Origin of the sequence: Corallococcus praedator, from assembly GCF_003612125.1 — a bacterium.
Classification (GTDB): Bacteria; Myxococcota; Myxococcia; order Myxococcales; family Myxococcaceae; genus Corallococcus; species Corallococcus praedator.
Genome location: NZ_RAWI01000223.1, coordinates 1 through 15,629, shown reverse-complemented (window position 1 = coordinate 15,629; position 15,629 = coordinate 1). Strand labels below are relative to the sequence as shown.

Annotated in this window: 12 protein-coding genes; 4 read left to right on the top strand and 8 right to left on the bottom strand. The window is 69.7% G+C overall.

The features are described from left to right. Window positions 1-255: 255 nt before the first annotated feature. The 3 genes from D7Y13_RS25540 to D7Y13_RS25530 all read right to left on the bottom strand — a co-directional run bounded on the left by D7Y13_RS25540 (window position 256) and on the right by D7Y13_RS25530 (window position 5,567). Window positions 256-2,187, bottom strand: a complete 1,932-nt coding sequence (locus tag D7Y13_RS25540; protein WP_120533623.1) for a DNA gyrase/topoisomerase IV subunit B — start codon at window positions 2,185-2,187, stop codon at window positions 256-258. A gap of 10 nt (window positions 2,188-2,197) precedes the next feature. Further along, window positions 2,198-4,579, bottom strand: coding sequence for a DNA gyrase/topoisomerase IV subunit A (locus D7Y13_RS25535; RefSeq protein WP_199732805.1), 2,382 nt, complete (start codon window positions 4,577-4,579; stop codon window positions 2,198-2,200). A gap of 271 nt (window positions 4,580-4,850) precedes the next feature. Next, complete coding sequence (locus D7Y13_RS25530) at window positions 4,851-5,567, bottom strand: hypothetical protein (protein WP_120533621.1); 717 nt, start codon at window positions 5,565-5,567, stop codon at window positions 4,851-4,853. A gap of 112 nt (window positions 5,568-5,679) precedes the next feature. On the opposite strand from D7Y13_RS25530, the gene D7Y13_RS25525 reads away from it, so the two are divergent. Then, a complete protein-coding gene (locus D7Y13_RS25525) occupies window positions 5,680-6,339 on the top strand; it encodes an MBL fold metallo-hydrolase (protein WP_120584078.1) in 660 nt (219 codons plus the stop codon). A 7-nt stretch (window positions 6,340-6,346) separates the two neighbouring features. Here the strand turns inward: D7Y13_RS25525 and D7Y13_RS25520 are convergent, their stop codons facing one another. From D7Y13_RS25520 to D7Y13_RS25510, 3 genes are read right to left on the bottom strand one after another with little or no spacing between them, the layout of a single operon-like run. Next, window positions 6,347-6,790 (bottom strand): hypothetical protein, encoded by a 444-nt coding sequence (locus D7Y13_RS25520; protein WP_233595617.1) that lies wholly within the window; start codon window positions 6,788-6,790, stop codon window positions 6,347-6,349. Beyond that, on the bottom strand, window positions 6,787-7,425 hold the full coding sequence (locus D7Y13_RS25515; RefSeq protein WP_120584077.1) for a hypothetical protein: 639 nt from the start codon (window positions 7,423-7,425) through the stop codon (window positions 6,787-6,789). Before D7Y13_RS25515 ends, D7Y13_RS25520 begins: the two co-directional genes overlap by 4 nt. Next, complete coding sequence (locus tag D7Y13_RS25510; RefSeq protein WP_120533618.1) at window positions 7,425-8,168, bottom strand: M50 family metallopeptidase; 744 nt, start codon at window positions 8,166-8,168, stop codon at window positions 7,425-7,427. The genes D7Y13_RS25515 and D7Y13_RS25510 overlap by 1 nt, the downstream gene beginning before the upstream one ends. Before the next feature lie 130 nt (window positions 8,169-8,298). Here D7Y13_RS25510 and D7Y13_RS25505 point away from each other — a divergent pair, with 130 nt between their 5' ends. Next, window positions 8,299-10,476, top strand: a complete 2,178-nt coding sequence (locus tag D7Y13_RS25505; RefSeq protein ID WP_120584076.1) for a S46 family peptidase — start codon at window positions 8,299-8,301, stop codon at window positions 10,474-10,476. 1 nt (window position 10,477) lies between these two features. Then, window positions 10,478-11,134 (top strand): DUF8685 domain-containing protein, encoded by a 657-nt coding sequence (locus tag D7Y13_RS25500; RefSeq protein WP_120533616.1) that lies wholly within the window; start codon window positions 10,478-10,480, stop codon window positions 11,132-11,134. Window positions 11,135-11,137: 3 nt separating this feature from the next. Here the strand turns inward: D7Y13_RS25500 and D7Y13_RS25495 are convergent, their stop codons facing one another. Further along, window positions 11,138-11,653 (bottom strand): RNA polymerase sigma factor, encoded by a 516-nt coding sequence (locus D7Y13_RS25495; RefSeq protein ID WP_120533615.1) that lies wholly within the window; start codon window positions 11,651-11,653, stop codon window positions 11,138-11,140. 254 nt (window positions 11,654-11,907) lie between these two features. Between D7Y13_RS25495 and D7Y13_RS25490 the strand changes: the two genes are divergently transcribed. Further along, window positions 11,908-13,845: an APC family permease gene (locus tag D7Y13_RS25490; protein ID WP_120584075.1), complete on the top strand. Its 1,938-nt coding sequence runs from the start codon at window positions 11,908-11,910 to the stop codon at window positions 13,843-13,845. Between the two features lie 46 nt (window positions 13,846-13,891). On the opposite strand, the gene D7Y13_RS25485 is transcribed toward D7Y13_RS25490, so the two are convergent. Continuing rightward, window positions 13,892-15,523, bottom strand: a complete 1,632-nt coding sequence (locus tag D7Y13_RS25485) for a sigma 54-interacting transcriptional regulator (protein WP_120584074.1) — start codon at window positions 15,521-15,523, stop codon at window positions 13,892-13,894. Window positions 15,524-15,629: the final 106 nt, after the last annotated feature.

Sequence of the window (15,629 nt, the reverse complement as noted above, 5' to 3'; positions counted from 1 at the left end):
GTCCGGAGGGGTGAAGGTGTCTTCGGGGGCCGGCACGGGCTTCGTGGCGGAGGGCCGCTTCTTCTTGGCGGCGCTCTTGCGCTTGGAGGCGGCGTCGGCAACGGGGGCGCTCAGCACGCAGGCGAGCGCGAAAGTCAGGGCAAGACGGGTCGAGTTCACGATGCCGGCGATGCTAGCCGACCGGCGGGGCGGAAGACCAATGCCTCGCCCGGGACGGGGGATGCCGTCCCGGGGTGGGCCCGGACTCCCGGTTTTTCAGACGTCGAGTTCCTGCACTTCGCCGGCCATCTCGGTGATGAACTTGTAACGCGCGGAGACGTCCTTGCCCATCAGGTCGTTGATGATGCGGTCCGTCTCCAGGGCGTTGTCGATGGTGACGCGCAGGCTGATGCGGTTCTTCGCATCGAGCGTCGTCTCCTTCAGCTCGTCGGCGGTCATCTCACCCAGACCCTTGAAGCGCATGATGTTGGGCTTGGCGTTGCCCCGGACCTTCTCGCGGATGATGCGGTCGCGGTCCGGTTCGTCCAGGGCCCAGTACGTCTCCTTGCCGATGTCCACCCGGTACAGCGGGGGCTGGGCGATGTGCACCGCGCCCGCCTCGATGAGGGGCCGCAGGTGGCGGTAGAAGAACGTGAGCAGCAGCGTGGCGATGTGGTGGCCGTCGCTGTCGGCGTCCATCAGCAGGAAGACGCGGCCGTAGCGCAGCTTCGTGATGTCGAAGTCCGCGCCGATGCCGCACCCCAGCGCGCTGACGATGTCCTGGAGCTCCTTGTTGGTGGCCACCTTGTCGGTGGACGCCTGCTCCGCGTTGAGCACCTTGCCGCGCAACGGGAGGATGGCCTGGGTGCGCCGGTCGCGGCCCTGCTTGGCGGAGCCGCCTGCGGAGTCACCTTCCACGATGAACAGCTCGCTGGACTGGGGGTCCGTGGACGAGCAGTCCGCCAGCTTCCCGGGCAGGTTGAGCCGGTGGCTCACCGCCGTCTTGCGGTTGATGGCGGCGGAGGCCGCGCGGGAGGCTTCACGCGCGCGGGCGGCCAGGATGATGCGCGCCAGCAGCGCTTCCGCGATGGACTTGTTGTCGTTGAGCCACTTCTCCAGGGCCGGCCGGACGGCGCCGTCCACCTGGGCCGTGGTCTCCGGGTTGTTGAGGCGGCCCTTCGTCTGCCCCTGGAACTGGGGCTCCACCACGTACACGGACAGGATGGCGGTGATGCCCTCGCGGATGTCCTCCGCGGTGAGCGTCACGCCCTTGGGCGTCAGGTCGTGCGTGTCGATGTAGTTGCGCATCGCCTTGACGATGGCCGCCCTCAACCCCGCCTCGTGCGTGCCGCCCATGGCCGTGGGGATGCCGTTGACGTACGAGCGCACGTGCTCGTCCGTGGCCTCCGTCCACGCCAGCGCCACCTCCAGCCGGACCTCGTTGTCGCGCGCGTAGTAGAACGGCGTGCTGCCCGTGGGAACGATGGGCTTCTGCCGCTCCGACACGACCTTGGTGAGGTACTCGGCGATGCCGCCGTCGTGCTTGTACGTCACCGTGGTGTGGGGCGTGGCCGTCTCATCCTTCCAGATGACGGTCATGCCCTTGTGCAGGTAGCTCTTCGCCTCCAGTCGCTCGCGCACGGCCTCCGCGTCGAACTTCTGCTTCTCCCCGAAGATCTCCGCGTCGGGTTCGAAGGTGATCGACGTGCCGGTGCCGCGCGCGGGGCCCTCCACCTTGAGCGGACTGGTGGCCTTGCCGCGCGCGTAGGACTGCGCGTGGCGCTTGCCGTCGCGCTTGATCTCCACCAGCAGCTTGCTGGAGAGCGCGTTCACCACGGAGCTGCCCACGCCGTGCAGACCGCCGGAGTGGATGTAGTTGCCCTGCTCGAACTTGCCGCCCGAGTGCAGCGTCGTGAGGATGACCTCCAACGCGGGCTTCTTGTGCTTGGGCATCATGTCCACCGGGATGCCGCGCCCGTTGTCCACGACGGTGATGGATTTGGCGCCCTTGTGGAGCGTGACTTCGACGGTGGTGGCGTAGCCGTTGATGACCTCGTCCACCGAGTTGTCGAGGATCTCCCACAAGAGGTGGTGGTAGCCCGTGGTGTCGGTGCCACCGATGTACATGGCCGGGCGCTTGCGCACCGGCTCCAGGCCTTCCAGCACCTGGATGTCCGCGCCTGTGTAGCTTTCCTTCTTGGTCGCCATGGCGTTCCCGCTACTCCTTCTTCTCCGGCAGCGGCACGAAGGTGACGGGCCGCGCCACCTCCTTCACCGTGTCGCGCTTGGACATCTCGTGGCCCTTGCCGCCGCGCGCCGTCACCGTGAACTTCGCCGGTGACAGGTGCAGCTTGCGGCCCTTCTGCGTCTCGAACTCCAGCGAGGCGTCCTTCTGGTTGGCGGGCGCCGCGAGGAAGTCCACCACCCGGTCGCCCGGCTCCACCTTGATGACCTGGACGCCCTTGCCGGGGCCGGCCAGCTCATTGACCTCCGCCACCTTGCACACGAGCGCGCTCGTCTTCTCCGTGAGGACCGCGAGCAGGTCGCGGTCGCCCACCGGCTGCGTGCCGATGATTTCGTCGCCCTCGCCCGTCTTCGCGTAGCGGCGGCCGGCGCGCGTGGACACCTCCGTGTGCGGCGCGAGCAGCACGCGCATGCCCAGGCCCAGCCGCGTCACCGCCACCAGCTTCGCCGGCTGGGGCAGGCGCGGATCCAACGACAGGGCGCCCACCACGCGCTCGTTGTCGTCGAACTTGAACAGCTTCTGCACCGGGTCGCCGTAGCCGGTGGAGGCCGGCACGTCGTTGAAGCGGGTGACGTAGGCGGTGCCCAGGTTGGTGAACAGCACCAGGTTCGTCTTCAGGCTGCCCGCGAGCACCGCCATCACCGCGTCGCCTTCACGCAGACGGGTGGTGGAGGGGTCCTTCACCTCGCGCACGCGCTTGATCCACCCATCGCGGGTGATGACCACGTGGGCGTCCTCGTCCGCGATGAACGCCTCCGCGGAGAACTCCACCTCTTCCGAACCGGCGCCGCCAATGCGCGTGCGGCGCTTGTCGTTGTACGCCGCCTTCATGCCGGTGAGCTCGTCGCGGATGACGGCCCAGCGCTTCTTCACGTCCTTAAGGATGCCCTCGATGCGCTTGATCTCCGCGCGCTTCTCCTTGAGGTCCTTCTGGACGACCAGGATCTCCAGGCGCGCCAGCTTGTAGAGCTTCATCTCCAGGATGGCTTCGACCTGGATCTCATCCAGCTTGAAGCGGGTCATCAGCTTCTGGGCCGCGTCCTGCTTGCCCTCGGACTGGCGGATGATGCGGATCATCTCGTCCAGCGCGTCGTAGGCCTTCTCGAAGCCCTCGAGGATGTGGACGCGGCGCTTGAGCTCCGCCAGCTCGTGCTCGAAGCGCTTGGTGACGATCTCCAGGCGGAACTCCAGGAAGTACTGGAGGATGCTCTTGAGGTCGAGCCGCTTGGGCGTGCCGACGTCCGGGTTCTCCGACGGGACGAGGCAGGTGAGGTTCACGCCGAAGGTCGTCTGCAGGGGCGTGTGCTTGTAGAGGTACGCCATCACCAGCTCCGGGCTGGCGTCCTTCTTCAGCTCCAGGACGATGCGCACGTCCTTGGTGGACTCGTCGCGCACGTCGGTGATGAGCGGCAGCTTGCGCTCGCGCACCAGCTCGCCAATCTTCGCGACGAGGGTGGACTTGTTCACCGTGTACGGGATGGAGGTGACGACGATCATCTGGCCGCCGCGCTTGAGCTCCTCCAGCTTGTATTCGCCGCGGATGCGGACGCCGCCCTGGCCCGTCTCGTAGATCTCCCGCAGCTCCGGCTTGCTGTTGAGGATCTGCCCGCCGGTGGGGAAGTCCGGGCCCTTGATCCACTTGAGCAGGTCCTTGACCTGGAGCTCCGGGTTCTCGATGAGGGCCAACAGCGCGTCGACCAGCTCGCCCAGGTGGTGGGGCGGGATGTTGGTGGCCATGCCCACGGCGATGCCGGTGGTGCCGTTCATCAACAGCTGGGGCACGCGCGCGGGGATGACGACGGGCTCGTCCCGGGTGCCGTCGTAGTTGGGCCGGAAGCGGACCGTCTTGCTGTCCAGCTCACCTAGCAGCTCCGTGGCCAGCTTCTCCAGGCGGCACTCGGTGTAGCGGTAGGCGGCGGCGGAGTCGCCGTCGAGCGAGCCGAAGTTGCCGTGGCCGTCCACCAGCGGGTAGCGCAGGGAGAAGTCCTGGGCCATGCGGACCAGGGCGTCGTAGATGGCCGTGTCGCCGTGCGGGTGGTAGCGGCCCATGATGGCGCCGACGACCTGGGCGCACTTCTGGTACTTGGTGTCGAACGACAGGTTCAGGTCGTTCCACATTCCGTAGAGGATGCGGCGCTGCACCGGCTTGAGGCCGTCGCGCACGTCGGGCAGCGCGCGCGAGGTGATGACCGACAGGGCGTAGTTCAGGTAGCGGCGACGTGCTTCCTCGGCGAGGCCCGCCGGGATGCTGCCGTCACCACCGCCGGCGCCAGACGCGCCGCCGCCTCCCTTGCCTCCGCCCCCTGACGGGCCTCCCTGCTTCTTGCGCGTCTTCGTATCGGCGTCTGCGAGCATGGTCATGAAATCCAGATGGGTTTTTCGGGTCCTCCCCCACCCATGACGCGGCGCACGACCTGCCAGCGCGCCACGACCAGTCGGGTTGGACCATCAACGTCAGGTGGCCGGAACTACCATGGCCCCCTGACATTGAGAACGAATTCGGGAGGTTGCGTCGGCTCCAACGCGAGATTCCTGTACGTCCGTGCAGTCCTCTGCCTGCTTGAAACGCGCCGCCAACCCCTCGGAATTCCGAGGGGTGCGAGGACGCCGCAGGGCTGCCGGGCGGCTATCCGTTGTCGCCGGCGGCGGGCGTGCGGGGCTTCTTGGGATCGGCGTCCGGGGCGCGTCCCCAGTTGCCGCTGCCGTGCTTGAAGATCTGCACGCCCCGGCCGGAGCCGCTGCCGAGCATGCCGGGGATGGTGGCCTGGACGGCCTTGCCGCCGGGCGGGTGGTAGACGACGCGGACCTTGCGGGCGGAGGGCAGGAGGGCGCTGGTGGCGTCCACCAGCAGGTAGACGGTGGTGCCGTCCGTCTGGATGCGCTCGGGGTCCTGGCGGTTGTTGAGGTCAGCGAGCAGCTCGCCCCCGTCGGTGCTGCTGGCGTCGGTGCCCAGCTGGCGCACCTTCACGCGGAGCATCAGCACGGGCGGGGCGTCCTGGCGCTTGTACTCACGCACGCCCTGGATGACGACGGCCAGGTCGGCGCCGTTCTCCGGGCCCTTGGTGGCCAGGTGGAGGCCGGACTGGGGGCTGGAGTCGGTGTCCAGGAAGAGGGTGACGTTGGCGCAGCGCTGCTTGCACTCCTCGCCGAACGGCAGCTTGTCGAACTTCAGCCGCATGGCGAAGTCGCTGCCCTGGGGCCCGATGGTGGCGTCCACGACGACGGGGCGCTCATCGTCGCCGGTGGGCTTGTAGCGGAAGGTCGACGAGGTCCCCCGGCCCGCGGCGGAGACGGTCGCGCTGGCGAGCAGCGAGCAGGCGAGCAGGGTGGGCAGGCGCTTCACGGAAGAGAGACCTCCTGGCGGGGCGGGCAACGCCGCGTCAAAAGAGGCATTCAACGGGAACAGGCCCAGGGCGGCAAGCCTTGGTCGTAGAGTGGTGGCTCGGAGGACAACCATGCCCACGCCGTACGTACGCCAGCTCAAGCTGGGACCGATGGACAACTTCGTCTACCTCGTGGGGCCCGCGGATGGCCCGGAGGTGGTGGTGGTGGATCCCGCCTGGGACGTGATGGAGATTGAAGCGGCGGTGGCCCAGGACGGCAAGCGGGTGGTGGGGGCGTTCGTGTCCCACTGCCACGGCGACCACATCAACGGCCTGGAGGAGCTGCTGTCGCGCCACGACGTGCCGGTGTACGCGCAGGAGGAGGAGATCGCCTTCTCCCGCGAGCTGCGCAAGTGGGGCGGCGACGCGCTGCGGCCGCTCAAGGCGGGGGATCCGGTGCCGGTGGGCACGCGCACGTTCCAGGCGCTGCACACGCCCGGGCACACGCCGGGGTCGCACTGCCTGCTGGCGGAGGACGCGCTGGTGTCCGGGGACACGGTGTTCATCAACGGCTGTGGCCGGTGCGACCTGCCGGGCAGCAACCCGGAGGCGATGTACCGCTCGCTGTCGCAGGTGCTCCTGAAGGTGCCGGATTCGGCGCGGCTGTTCCCGGGGCACGACTACGCGGACGTGCCGGTGGCCGGCATGGACGCCGTGCGCCAGAAGAACCCGTACTTCGCCTTCCCCGACATGGCGTCGTTCGTGGCGTTCCGGATGCGGCCGCGCAAGTGACGCGGGGTCAGGGCTGGATGGCGAGGATGCGCCAGCCCTGAACGTCGATGGCATAGGTCGCCCCCATGTCGAGGGCGATGGCCCGCTCTTCCGGGGTACAGGCGTCGGGATTGAAGAGGAAGCGCACGAACACGATGCCTTCCGGTCCTGGCGACGCCTGGACGTCGAAGGACTGGCGACGGTAGAGGCACTGCTCCGTGGGCGTCGCGCCCCGGTGCGGCTTGGAGCCAGGAGGGCGGAAGTCGTCCATCGCGAGCTGGATGGCCGTGGCCACGGTGCCGGACAGTTCCTGGAGTCCCGTGGCTGGAAGATCCGAGGGGAACTGGACGGTGGCGGCTTCCTCCGGGGGCGCATGGACCGGGCGGGGGGCGCGCTGGAAGAGCGCGCACGCGGGGAGCAGGACCACCGGCAGCAGCGCCGCGAGAACGCGTTTCAGGGAGTTCCTGCTCACTCGTTCACCGAGGTCACACGACCCGACGGCTTGTCTTCCGGCTGGATATACCCGGTCAGGACCCAGGTCCTGCCACGGCGCACGAAGACCTCGCCGGGACGGTCTTCGTGTCGATGCGGAACCAGCTTCATCACCGTGCAGGCCGTGTCGAACTGGATGCGGATGTCATAGAGCTGGAGACTGGAGCGCCGGTCGTCCTGGGAGAGTTCGGAAGGAGCCCAGGGGTGGCTGTGATAATCCGCCCAGGGCATGGGTCTTCCCCTGTCATCCATGACATGGAGCGGTGGCTGGCACCGCTTCCTCTTGGAAGGGCCCACCAGGACGGTGGGAGCCAGGGGCGAGGGCTGGCTTGCGTAGAACATCCCATCCTCCAGGGAGTAGATGACCCCGCAGTACTCCTGGCCATGGTCACGCCAGGTGGCGCGGGGGAGCTTCATGATCGCCGGGCAGAGCTGGTCGATGACGTCATCGATGTTCAGCGACGGCTCGATGTCGGCCCAGGGGCCGTCGACCCAGACCTGATTGCCCCTGAACCCATAGGGAACAGCCCCGGGCCCTTGCGGTGTGGATGAAGGGCCGGCGCATCCCAGGGCTCCCGCGAAAACAATCGCACGAAGTCCCCTCCTGTCGTGCATCACACCCGCCGCGCGCGGGCCACGGGCGGCATGCGCATGCCGCCTCCGTCGCGGGGCTTCGCGTGCAGCGCCCAGTACGCGGACACGGCCAACAGGCCCAGCGACAACAGCGTCCACAGCGCTGCCCACACGATGGACGGCACCCACGTCTCGCTCGCGAGAATCGCCGCGTCGCTCTGGGCCCGCACCGCGCTGTTCCACAAATCGTCGCGCAGGTCGAAGACGACGTAGAGCGCCGTGAACGCCGCGAGGAACAGGTTGAGCGCGTCCACCACCCCCGACGGCAGGAAGCGCGCGCCCAGCCCCATCGCCACCGCCATGCCCAGGCAGAACGCCAGCGTGAACAGGTCCCCCGCGTAGAAGAAGCCCATCACCCCCAGCCACACCGACGCCGCCCCCATCACCGCGCGGCCCAGCCGGAAGCGGAACGTGGCCAGCATCAACAGCGCCCCCGCCACCGCGCTGCCCAGGTAGCCCGCCGAGGACACCACGATGCGGTTGAACACCCCCGGCGGCAGCCGCGAGAAGCAACTGCCTCCCTCGTTCACCTGCAGGTGCACGCGGTCCACCGAACCGCCCACGAGCAGCGCGGCGATGGCATGCCCGCTCTCATGCATCATCACCACCAGCACCTTCACCGGCCACAGCACCGGCGAGTACCAGAAATACCAGGACGCCCCCACGAGCAGGACGAGCAGCGCCAGCCGACCGACATCCAGGGTTGCTCCGCTCGCCGTGCGCATCGCTGACTCCCTCGCCCCTGCCTGCCTGGACACCGCAACATCCAAGGGCGTTCCATCTTCCGCGAAAACGCCTTCCGCCGACACCGGAACGGTCGCGCCCAGGCACCGGACGGGGTAGTGAGGGGACACCATGAAGAAGACGCTCCTCCTCCTCTGTCTCGTGGCGGCCCCGGCCTTCGCCGGGGAAGGCAAGTGGACCCCCCAGCAGGTGCTGGAGCTCAGCCCCGCCTGGCTCAAGGCCCAGGGCCTGAAGCTTCCTCCCAACAAGCTGTGGGACCCCAAAAGGGGCACCGGCCTGCTGGCGGGCACGGTGAACACCGGCGGCTGCTCCGGGTCGTTCATCTCCGCCTCCGGCCTCATCATCACCAACCACCACTGCGCCTTCGGCATCATCCAGGAGCACAGCTCCCCCCAGCGCGACCTCATCACCGGCGGCTTCCTCGCGAAGAGCCCGTCCGAGGAGTTGCCGGGCAAGGGCTCGCGCGTGCAGGTGCCGCGCGCCTTCACGGACGTGACGGCGCAGATCAACGCCGCGGTGCCGGCGGGCGCGGATGACCTGGCGCGCTACAAGGCCGTGGACCGCAAGCAGAAGGAGCTGGTCGCCGAGTGCGAGAAGCGCCCCGCCACCCGCTGCCAGGTCGCGACCTTCGACGGCGGCGTCAACTACACGCTGGTGGACGCGGTGGAGCTGCAGGACGTGCGGCTCGTGTACGCGCCGCCCCGCGCGGTGGGCGAGTACGGCGGCGAGGAGGACAACTGGTCCTGGCCGCGCCACACCGGCGACTTCTCCATCATCCGCGCGTACACCGCGCCGGACGGGAGCTCCGCCGCGTACAGCGACAAGAACGTGCCCTACAAGGCGGAGTTCTTCTTCCCGCTGTCCACCGAGGGCGTGAAGCCGGGCGACTTCGTGATGGTGCTGGGCTACCCGGGCATGACCTACCGCACGCTGCTCGCGGACGAGATGGCGGAGCGTCAGGCGCGCTACTACCCGCGCATCCGCGACGTGCTGGGCGAGGCCATCTCCCTGCTGGAGGCCGAGGGCGAGAAGGACTCCGCCGGGAAGATCGCCGTGGCCTCGCAGCTCAAGAGCCTGCACAACGTCTACAAGAACGCGGACGGCCAGCTCACCGGCATGCGGCGCGGCCAGCTGGTGGAGAAGCAGCGCGCCGCTGAAACCTCCGTCGTCGCCTGGGCCCAGAAGGGCGGCGCGAAGTGGACCGACGCGCTCCAGGCCCGCGAGGAGCTGCTCACCGAACAGCAGGCGTCCGCGAAGACCTTCGAGCGCGACTTCCTGCTGGCCATGTCCGGCCGTCTGGCGCAGGGCCCCGCGCTCGCGACGAAGCTGGCCCGGCTGTCCACGGAGCGCGCGAAGCCGGACCTGGAGCGCCGCCCGGAGTACATGGACCGCGAGCTGCCGCGCATCAAGGACGGCCTGGAGCGCGCCCAGAAGAACGTCTTCATCGCCGCGGACAAGGCGCTCCTGCACGCGTTCGTGAAGCGCGCGCAGGCGCTCAAGCCGGACGAGCGCATCAGCGCCGTGGACACCCACTTCGGCAAGGCCTACGTGGAGAAGGACGTCACCGCGAAGATCGACGCGCTCTACGCGGGCACCAAGGTCCTCACGCTGGTGGAGCGCCTGAAGATGGCGGCCGAGACGCCGGCGCAGCTGGCCGCGCGCAAGGATCCGCTGCTCGCGTTCGGAATGGACCTGGCGAAGGACCAGGCGGCGCTGGAGGACATCCGCGACCGTCGCCAGGGCGCGGCGTCGCGGCTGCGGCCGGCGTGGCGCGCGGCGGTGATGGCGCAGGCGGGCAAGCCCATTGCCCCGGACGCCAACAGCACGCTGCGCGTGTCGTTCGGCAAGGTGCAGGGCTACACGCCGCGCGATGGCGCGGTGTACCTGCCGCAGACGACGCTGACGGGCATGCTCCAGAAGCACACCGGTGAGGAGCCCTTCAACGCGCCCCCCAAGGTGCGCGCCACCGCGGAGGCGAAGAAGTTCGGCCCGTGGGTGGACCCGAAGCTCAAGGACGTGCCGGTGGACTTCCTGTCGGACGCGGACACCACGGGCGGCAACTCCGGCAGCCCCACGGTGAACGGCAAGGGGGAGCTGGTGGGCGTGAACTTCGACCGCGTGTGGGAGAACGTCGCGAACGACTTCGGCTACAATCCGGACGTGGCCCGGAACGTCAACGTGGACGTGCGCTATCTGCTGTGGAACCTCGACCAGGTCGAGAACGCGGACGCGCTGCTGCGGGAGCTCAACATCCGCAAGAGCCCGCCCGTGGTGAAGGAGGCGCGCTGACATGTCGGACGCGGGAGAGGGGTCGCCAGCGCTTCCCACCTTCCGTCCCGAGGAACGGGTGTGCGGCAACTGCAAGCTGTGGAGTCCGCACTCCGTGGATCACCGGGGATGGGTGGGGCCGTGCCGCATGCACAACTCGCGCGGCATGTTCCCGCCCTCCGCCCCCATCTGTGACAAGTACGCGCCCAAGGGCTCCGCGGCCCCGCTTCCTGTCGCTCAGAGCAGCACGCGAGGCCGCACGGCTCGCAGCGTGGCGCCCGTGGTGGTGCGCCGGCGCGCGGACCCCAACGACGTGGTGGACCTGGAAGGGCTGAACATGACGCGCGAAGAGCTGATGGACATCTTCCGGGAGGCGTCCGGCATCAGTGAGCCGCCGCTCGCCGCCAAGTGGGAGGGCGGCACGGTGCGACTCGTGCCAGGCAACCCGGAGCTCCAGGCGAAGGACCTGCCCATCGACAACCTGTTCCACAAGGTCACGATGGTGCGCGACCGGCTGCGCGTGCTGGAGCAGAAGCTCAACGCCCACCCCAAGCTCTCCGAGGCGGAGAAGGTGGAGATGCAGAGCTACATCACCCGCGTGTACGGCTCGCTCACCAGCTTCAACGTCCTCTTCAAGGAGAAGACGGACCAGTTCGTCGGCAGCAAGGGCGACGAGTAGCGCTCACGGTCGCTGGCCGCGCTCCTCCATCACGGTGAGGGCGCGCTGGCGGCCCCGGTGCAGGGCGCTCTTCACCGTGCCCTCCGGGATGCGCAGCAGCCGGGCGATCTCCGCGGAGCCCAGGCCGCGCACCTCGCGCAGGTAGAGCACCTGCCGCTGCTGGGGGTTCACCTCCTCCAGCGCTTCGTGGAAGTGGCGCTGCATCTGTTCGCCCATGGCGTGCGCTTCCGGCGACACCGTCTCCTGGGGCGCGTGCGTCAGCCGCTCCCGGCGCCTGCGCGCGCGCAGCCAGTTGATGCTGCTGTTGACCATCACCCGGTGCAGCCACGTCGTCCACGTCGCCCGGCCGTCCAGTCCCGGCGGCTGGCGCGACAGCCGCAGGAACACGTCCTGCACCACGTCCTCCGCGTCATCGGTGTCCCCCACGATGCGCCGGGCGATGGCCAGGGCCCGGGGCCGGTGATGGGCGTACAGGTCATTCAGGGTGGGGAAGGGGAAGACGGCGGCGTGCGGGCCCATGGCGGACGGTCTCCTGTGTCTGCCTCCTGAAACGAATGGGCGCGCGAAAAGGGTCTATCGCCCCGGGGGGCAGGTGCGCGGAGGACTGCGTACCGTCTTCTCGGACTCCAGGGTGGGGCCCCGGGCCGTCCGTCCTCCCGGAGGCCCCACCGGACTCCATCCACGGGGCCGGGCCCCGGGGGCCCGCCAGGGCGGCGGGTGCGCAGGTTGCAGCCATGGCTCGGACGGTGGAGATGGGAAGCAGGAGGCCGTACATGCCCCGGCGTCGGGAGGGCAACGGCTTCGTGGACCTGCTCCTGGGGCGCCCGCTCACCAGCGCCCAGGCGATGCAGGAGAAGACGGGCGTCCTCACCGGCGTGGCCCTGCTGGGCCTGGATGCGCTGTCCTCCGCCGCGTACGGGCCGGAGGCCGCCCTCACCGTGCTGCGCCCCCTGGGGCCCGCGGGACCGTGGCTGCTGATGCCCATCATGGCCGCCATCGTCGGACTGCTGATGGTGGTGGCGGGCTCCTACGCGCAGACCATCGCCGCGTACCCCAGCGGCGGCGGCGCGTACACCGTGGCGCGGGAGAACCTGGGGCAGGGCGCGGGGCTGCTGGCCGCCACGGCGTTGATGCTCGACTACATGCTCAACGTGGCCGTGGGCATCTCCGCCGGCACGGGCGCGCTGGTGTCCGCGTTCCCCTCGCTGCGGCCCCACGTGCTGCCCATCGCCCTGGGCATCCTGGCGCTGCTCACCCTGGTGAACCTGCGCGGCGTGAGCGAAGCGGGCGCGGTGTTCGTCGTGCCCACGTGGTTCTTCATCGGGTCGCTCACCACGGTGCTGGTGGTGGGCCTGTACAAGCTGCTCATCGGTCAGGTGACGCCCATCCAGGCGCCGCCTCCGCTGGCGCTGCCCACCGCGTCCGTGGGCGCATGGCTCGTCATCCGCGCCTTCGCCAGTGGCTGCACGGCGATGACGGGCGTGGAGGCCATCAGCAACGCCGTGCCCATCTTCCGCGACCCGGCCATCCGCCGCGCGCGCCTCACGCTGGGCGTCATCGTGGGCATCCTCGTCACGATGCTGCTGGGCATCGCGCTCCTGTGCCGGGCCTACGGCGTGGGCGCGACGGTCCCCGGCTCCGCGGGCTACCAGACGGTGCTGTCCCAGCTCATCGCGGCGGTGATGGGGAGGGGCCTCTTCTACTACGTGGCGATGGCCGCCATCCTCTGTGTGCTCGCGCTGTCCGCGAACACCAGCTACGCGGGCTTCCCGCTCGTCTGCCAGGTGCTGGCGCGCGAGCGCTACCTGCCCCCGGGCTTCGCGCACCGGGGACGGAGGCTGGCCCTGTCCCGGGGCATCCTCACCCTGTCGGGGCTGGCGGCGCTGCTGCTCCTCGCGTGCCGGGGCATCACCGACCGGCTGATTCCCCTGTTCGCCATTGGCGCGCTGATGGCCTTCACGCTGTCGCAGGCGGGCATGGTGGTGCACTGGAACCGGCACCGGGGCGAGGGCTGGCAGTGGCGCCGCGCGCTCAACGGCTTCGGCGCGATGATGACGGCGCTCACCCTGGTCATCGTCGGCGTGTCCAAGTTCACGCACGGCGGCTGGGCCGCGTTCGTCATCGTCCCCCTGGGCATCCTGCTGCTGACGCGCGTCCACGCCGCCTATGTGCGCACGCGGCGGAACACGGAGCTGCGGCGGCCCGTGCAACTGGCCCCGGCGTCGCCGATGGTCGCCGTGCTGCCGGTGGATCGCTGGTCCCACGCGTCGGAGACGGCGCTGCGCTTCGCGCTGGAGCTCAGCGACGACGTGCGCGCGGTGCACATCTGCAGCGGGGACACGGACGAGAAGGAGCTGGACTCCCACTGGCAGCACTTCGTCCAGGGGCCGCTGATGGAGGCCGGCCGCAGGCCTCCGCCGCTGGTGCACGTGTCGTCACCGTACCGCGCGCTGGTGTGGCCGCTCTTGGACTACCTGGACTCGCTGCTCGCGGAGGCCCCGGGCCGCACCGTCGCCATCGTGCTGCCGGAGCTGCTGGAGGCGCGCTGGTACCGCGCCATGCTGTACGGCCGCCGCTCGGAGCTGATGCGCAGCGCGCTGCTGTTGTCCGGGGAGCGCAGGCTGGTGGTGGTCAGCGTGCCCTGGTACCTGCGCAGCGCCGGACAGCCGGCGCCGCACTCGGCCTGGACCGCGCCCGACGCGCATCCGTGAGGCAGGGAAGGGGGCGCCGGAAGCGGGGCGCCCCCCGGGGCGGGTGCTACTCCTGCTCGTCCTGCTTCGTCATGCCCCAGTCCTTCAGGCGCTTGAACAGCGTGGAGCGCGCGAGCCCCAGCTCCCGGGCCACGCGCTCGCGGTTGTTGTTGAAGCGGCGCAGCGCGGTTTCGATGATCTGCCGCTCCAGCTTCTCCAACATCTGCTCCAGCGTCATGCCCGGCGGCAGCTCCGGCACGGTGATGCCCGTCTCGCGGTTGACCTCCTGGTCGAAGGACAAATCCCCCGCGTCGATGGACGGCCCCTTGCGCAACAGCAGCGCGCGGTGCACCACGTTGCGAAGCTCGCGGATGTTTCCCGGCCACGCGTGCTGCTGGAGCCGCTCCAACGCGGGCTGGGTGAGGCGCACCGTCTGCCCGCGCGGGGCGAAGGTCCGCACGAAGTGCTCCGCAAGGCCGACGACGTCCCCCCGGCGGTTGCGCAGGGGCGGCAGGTGCAGCGGCACGACGCAGAGGCGGTAGTAGAGGTCCTCGCGGAAGCGGCCCTCGCGCGACGCCGCCAGCAGGTCGCGGTTGGTGGCCGCCACCACGCGCACGTCCACGTGGATGGGGCGGCTCGCGCCGACGCGCTTGATTTCACCGCTCTCCAGCGCGCGCAGCAGCTTCGCCTGGAGATCCAACGGCAGCTCGCCAATCTCATCCAGGAACAGCGTGCCGCCGTCCGCCTCCTCGAAGGCGCCCTTGCGCGCGCCCACGGAGCCGGTGAAGGCGCCCTTCTCGTGGCCGAACAGCTCGCTCTCAATCAGCTCCTTGGAGATGGCCGCGCAGTTGACCGGGATGAGCGGCCGGTTCGCGCGCGGCGAGCACGCGTGCAGCGCGTTCGCCACCAGCTCCTTGCCCGTGCCGGACTCGCCCAGGATGGTGACGGCCGCGGTGGACGGCGCCACGCGCTGGATGAGGTCCGTGAGCTGCCGCACCGACGGGTCCCCGCCGAGGATGCCGTGGAAGGACGGCGCTTCCTTCTTCGTGGCCGGCACCACCTCCAGGATGAGCTCCGCCTCGCCCACGCGCAGGCTGGTGGGCAGCGTCACCTCCGCCTCGAACAGGCGCACCGGGCCCAGCCACGTGCCGTTGGTGGAGCGCAGGTCCACGACGTGGAAGACGGCGTCCTGACGCGTCACCTTCAGGTGCTTGCCGGAGATGAACCGGTCCTGGAGCACCAGGTCGCAGCCGGCGTCCTTGCCCACCGTGAAGCTGTCGCCGGTGAGCCGGTGCACCGTCTCCGTGGTGCCCTGCTTCACGCGCACCTGCGCGGCCTGCCAGCGCTGCGCGTCCCGGCCCTGCACCGCCGTGGCGTTGCCCACGTCGGTGGCCAGGTCCGCGTCCTCGCTGGCGCCGTGCTTGCGGAACACCGCGCGCCACTGGCCCAGCTCCACGTCCGCGCCGTCGGGCAATTCGCCCTTCTCCACGAGCTTGCCGGCGACCTTCGTGCCCTTGCCGGACAGGTCCTCCACCCGGCACTGCTGGCCGTCCCACAGGAGGGCCACCTGCTGGCGGCTCACCTCCGGATCCGGAATGGCCACGTCGCTCGAGTCACCCCGACCGAGCACCAGCCGCGCCCGGTCCACCGCCACCCGCAACACTTCCTCGCCTCGACGGAAGAACACCAACTCCGGCATTCCGACCCCTCCCAGCGCCCCCGGCACCGGGAGCGACGGGCAGCGCTTTACACGGCGCGTGCACGGGCATCAACCGGGGCGGGGCGGACTTCAGGGACGGACGGGG

What these genes read in the sequence shown, in the direction of transcription:
- D7Y13_RS25505 (WP_120584076.1), top strand. Translation starts at nt 8,299, where the DNA reads ATGAAGAAGACGCTCCTCCTCCTCTGTCTCGTGGCGGCCCCGGCCTTC.
- D7Y13_RS25485 (WP_120584074.1), bottom strand. Translation starts at nt 15,523, where the DNA reads ATGCCGGAGTTGGTGTTCTTCCGTCGAGGCGAGGAAGTGTTGCGGGTG.
- D7Y13_RS25535 (WP_199732805.1), bottom strand. Translation starts at nt 4,579, where the DNA reads ATGCTCGCAGACGCCGATACGAAGACGCGCAAGAAGCAGGGAGGCCCG.
- D7Y13_RS25515 (WP_120584077.1), bottom strand. Translation starts at nt 7,425, where the DNA reads ATGCACGACAGGAGGGGACTTCGTGCGATTGTTTTCGCGGGAGCCCTG.
- D7Y13_RS25510 (WP_120533618.1), bottom strand. Translation starts at nt 8,168, where the DNA reads ATGCGCACGGCGAGCGGAGCAACCCTGGATGTCGGTCGGCTGGCGCTG.
- D7Y13_RS25490 (WP_120584075.1), top strand. Translation starts at nt 11,908, where the DNA reads ATGCCCCGGCGTCGGGAGGGCAACGGCTTCGTGGACCTGCTCCTGGGG.
- D7Y13_RS25540 (WP_120533623.1), bottom strand. Translation starts at nt 2,187, where the DNA reads ATGGCGACCAAGAAGGAAAGCTACACAGGCGCGGACATCCAGGTGCTG.
- D7Y13_RS25495 (WP_120533615.1), bottom strand. Translation starts at nt 11,653, where the DNA reads ATGGGCCCGCACGCCGCCGTCTTCCCCTTCCCCACCCTGAATGACCTG.
- D7Y13_RS25500 (WP_120533616.1), top strand. Translation starts at nt 10,478, where the DNA reads ATGTCGGACGCGGGAGAGGGGTCGCCAGCGCTTCCCACCTTCCGTCCC.
- D7Y13_RS25525 (WP_120584078.1), top strand. Translation starts at nt 5,680, where the DNA reads ATGCCCACGCCGTACGTACGCCAGCTCAAGCTGGGACCGATGGACAAC.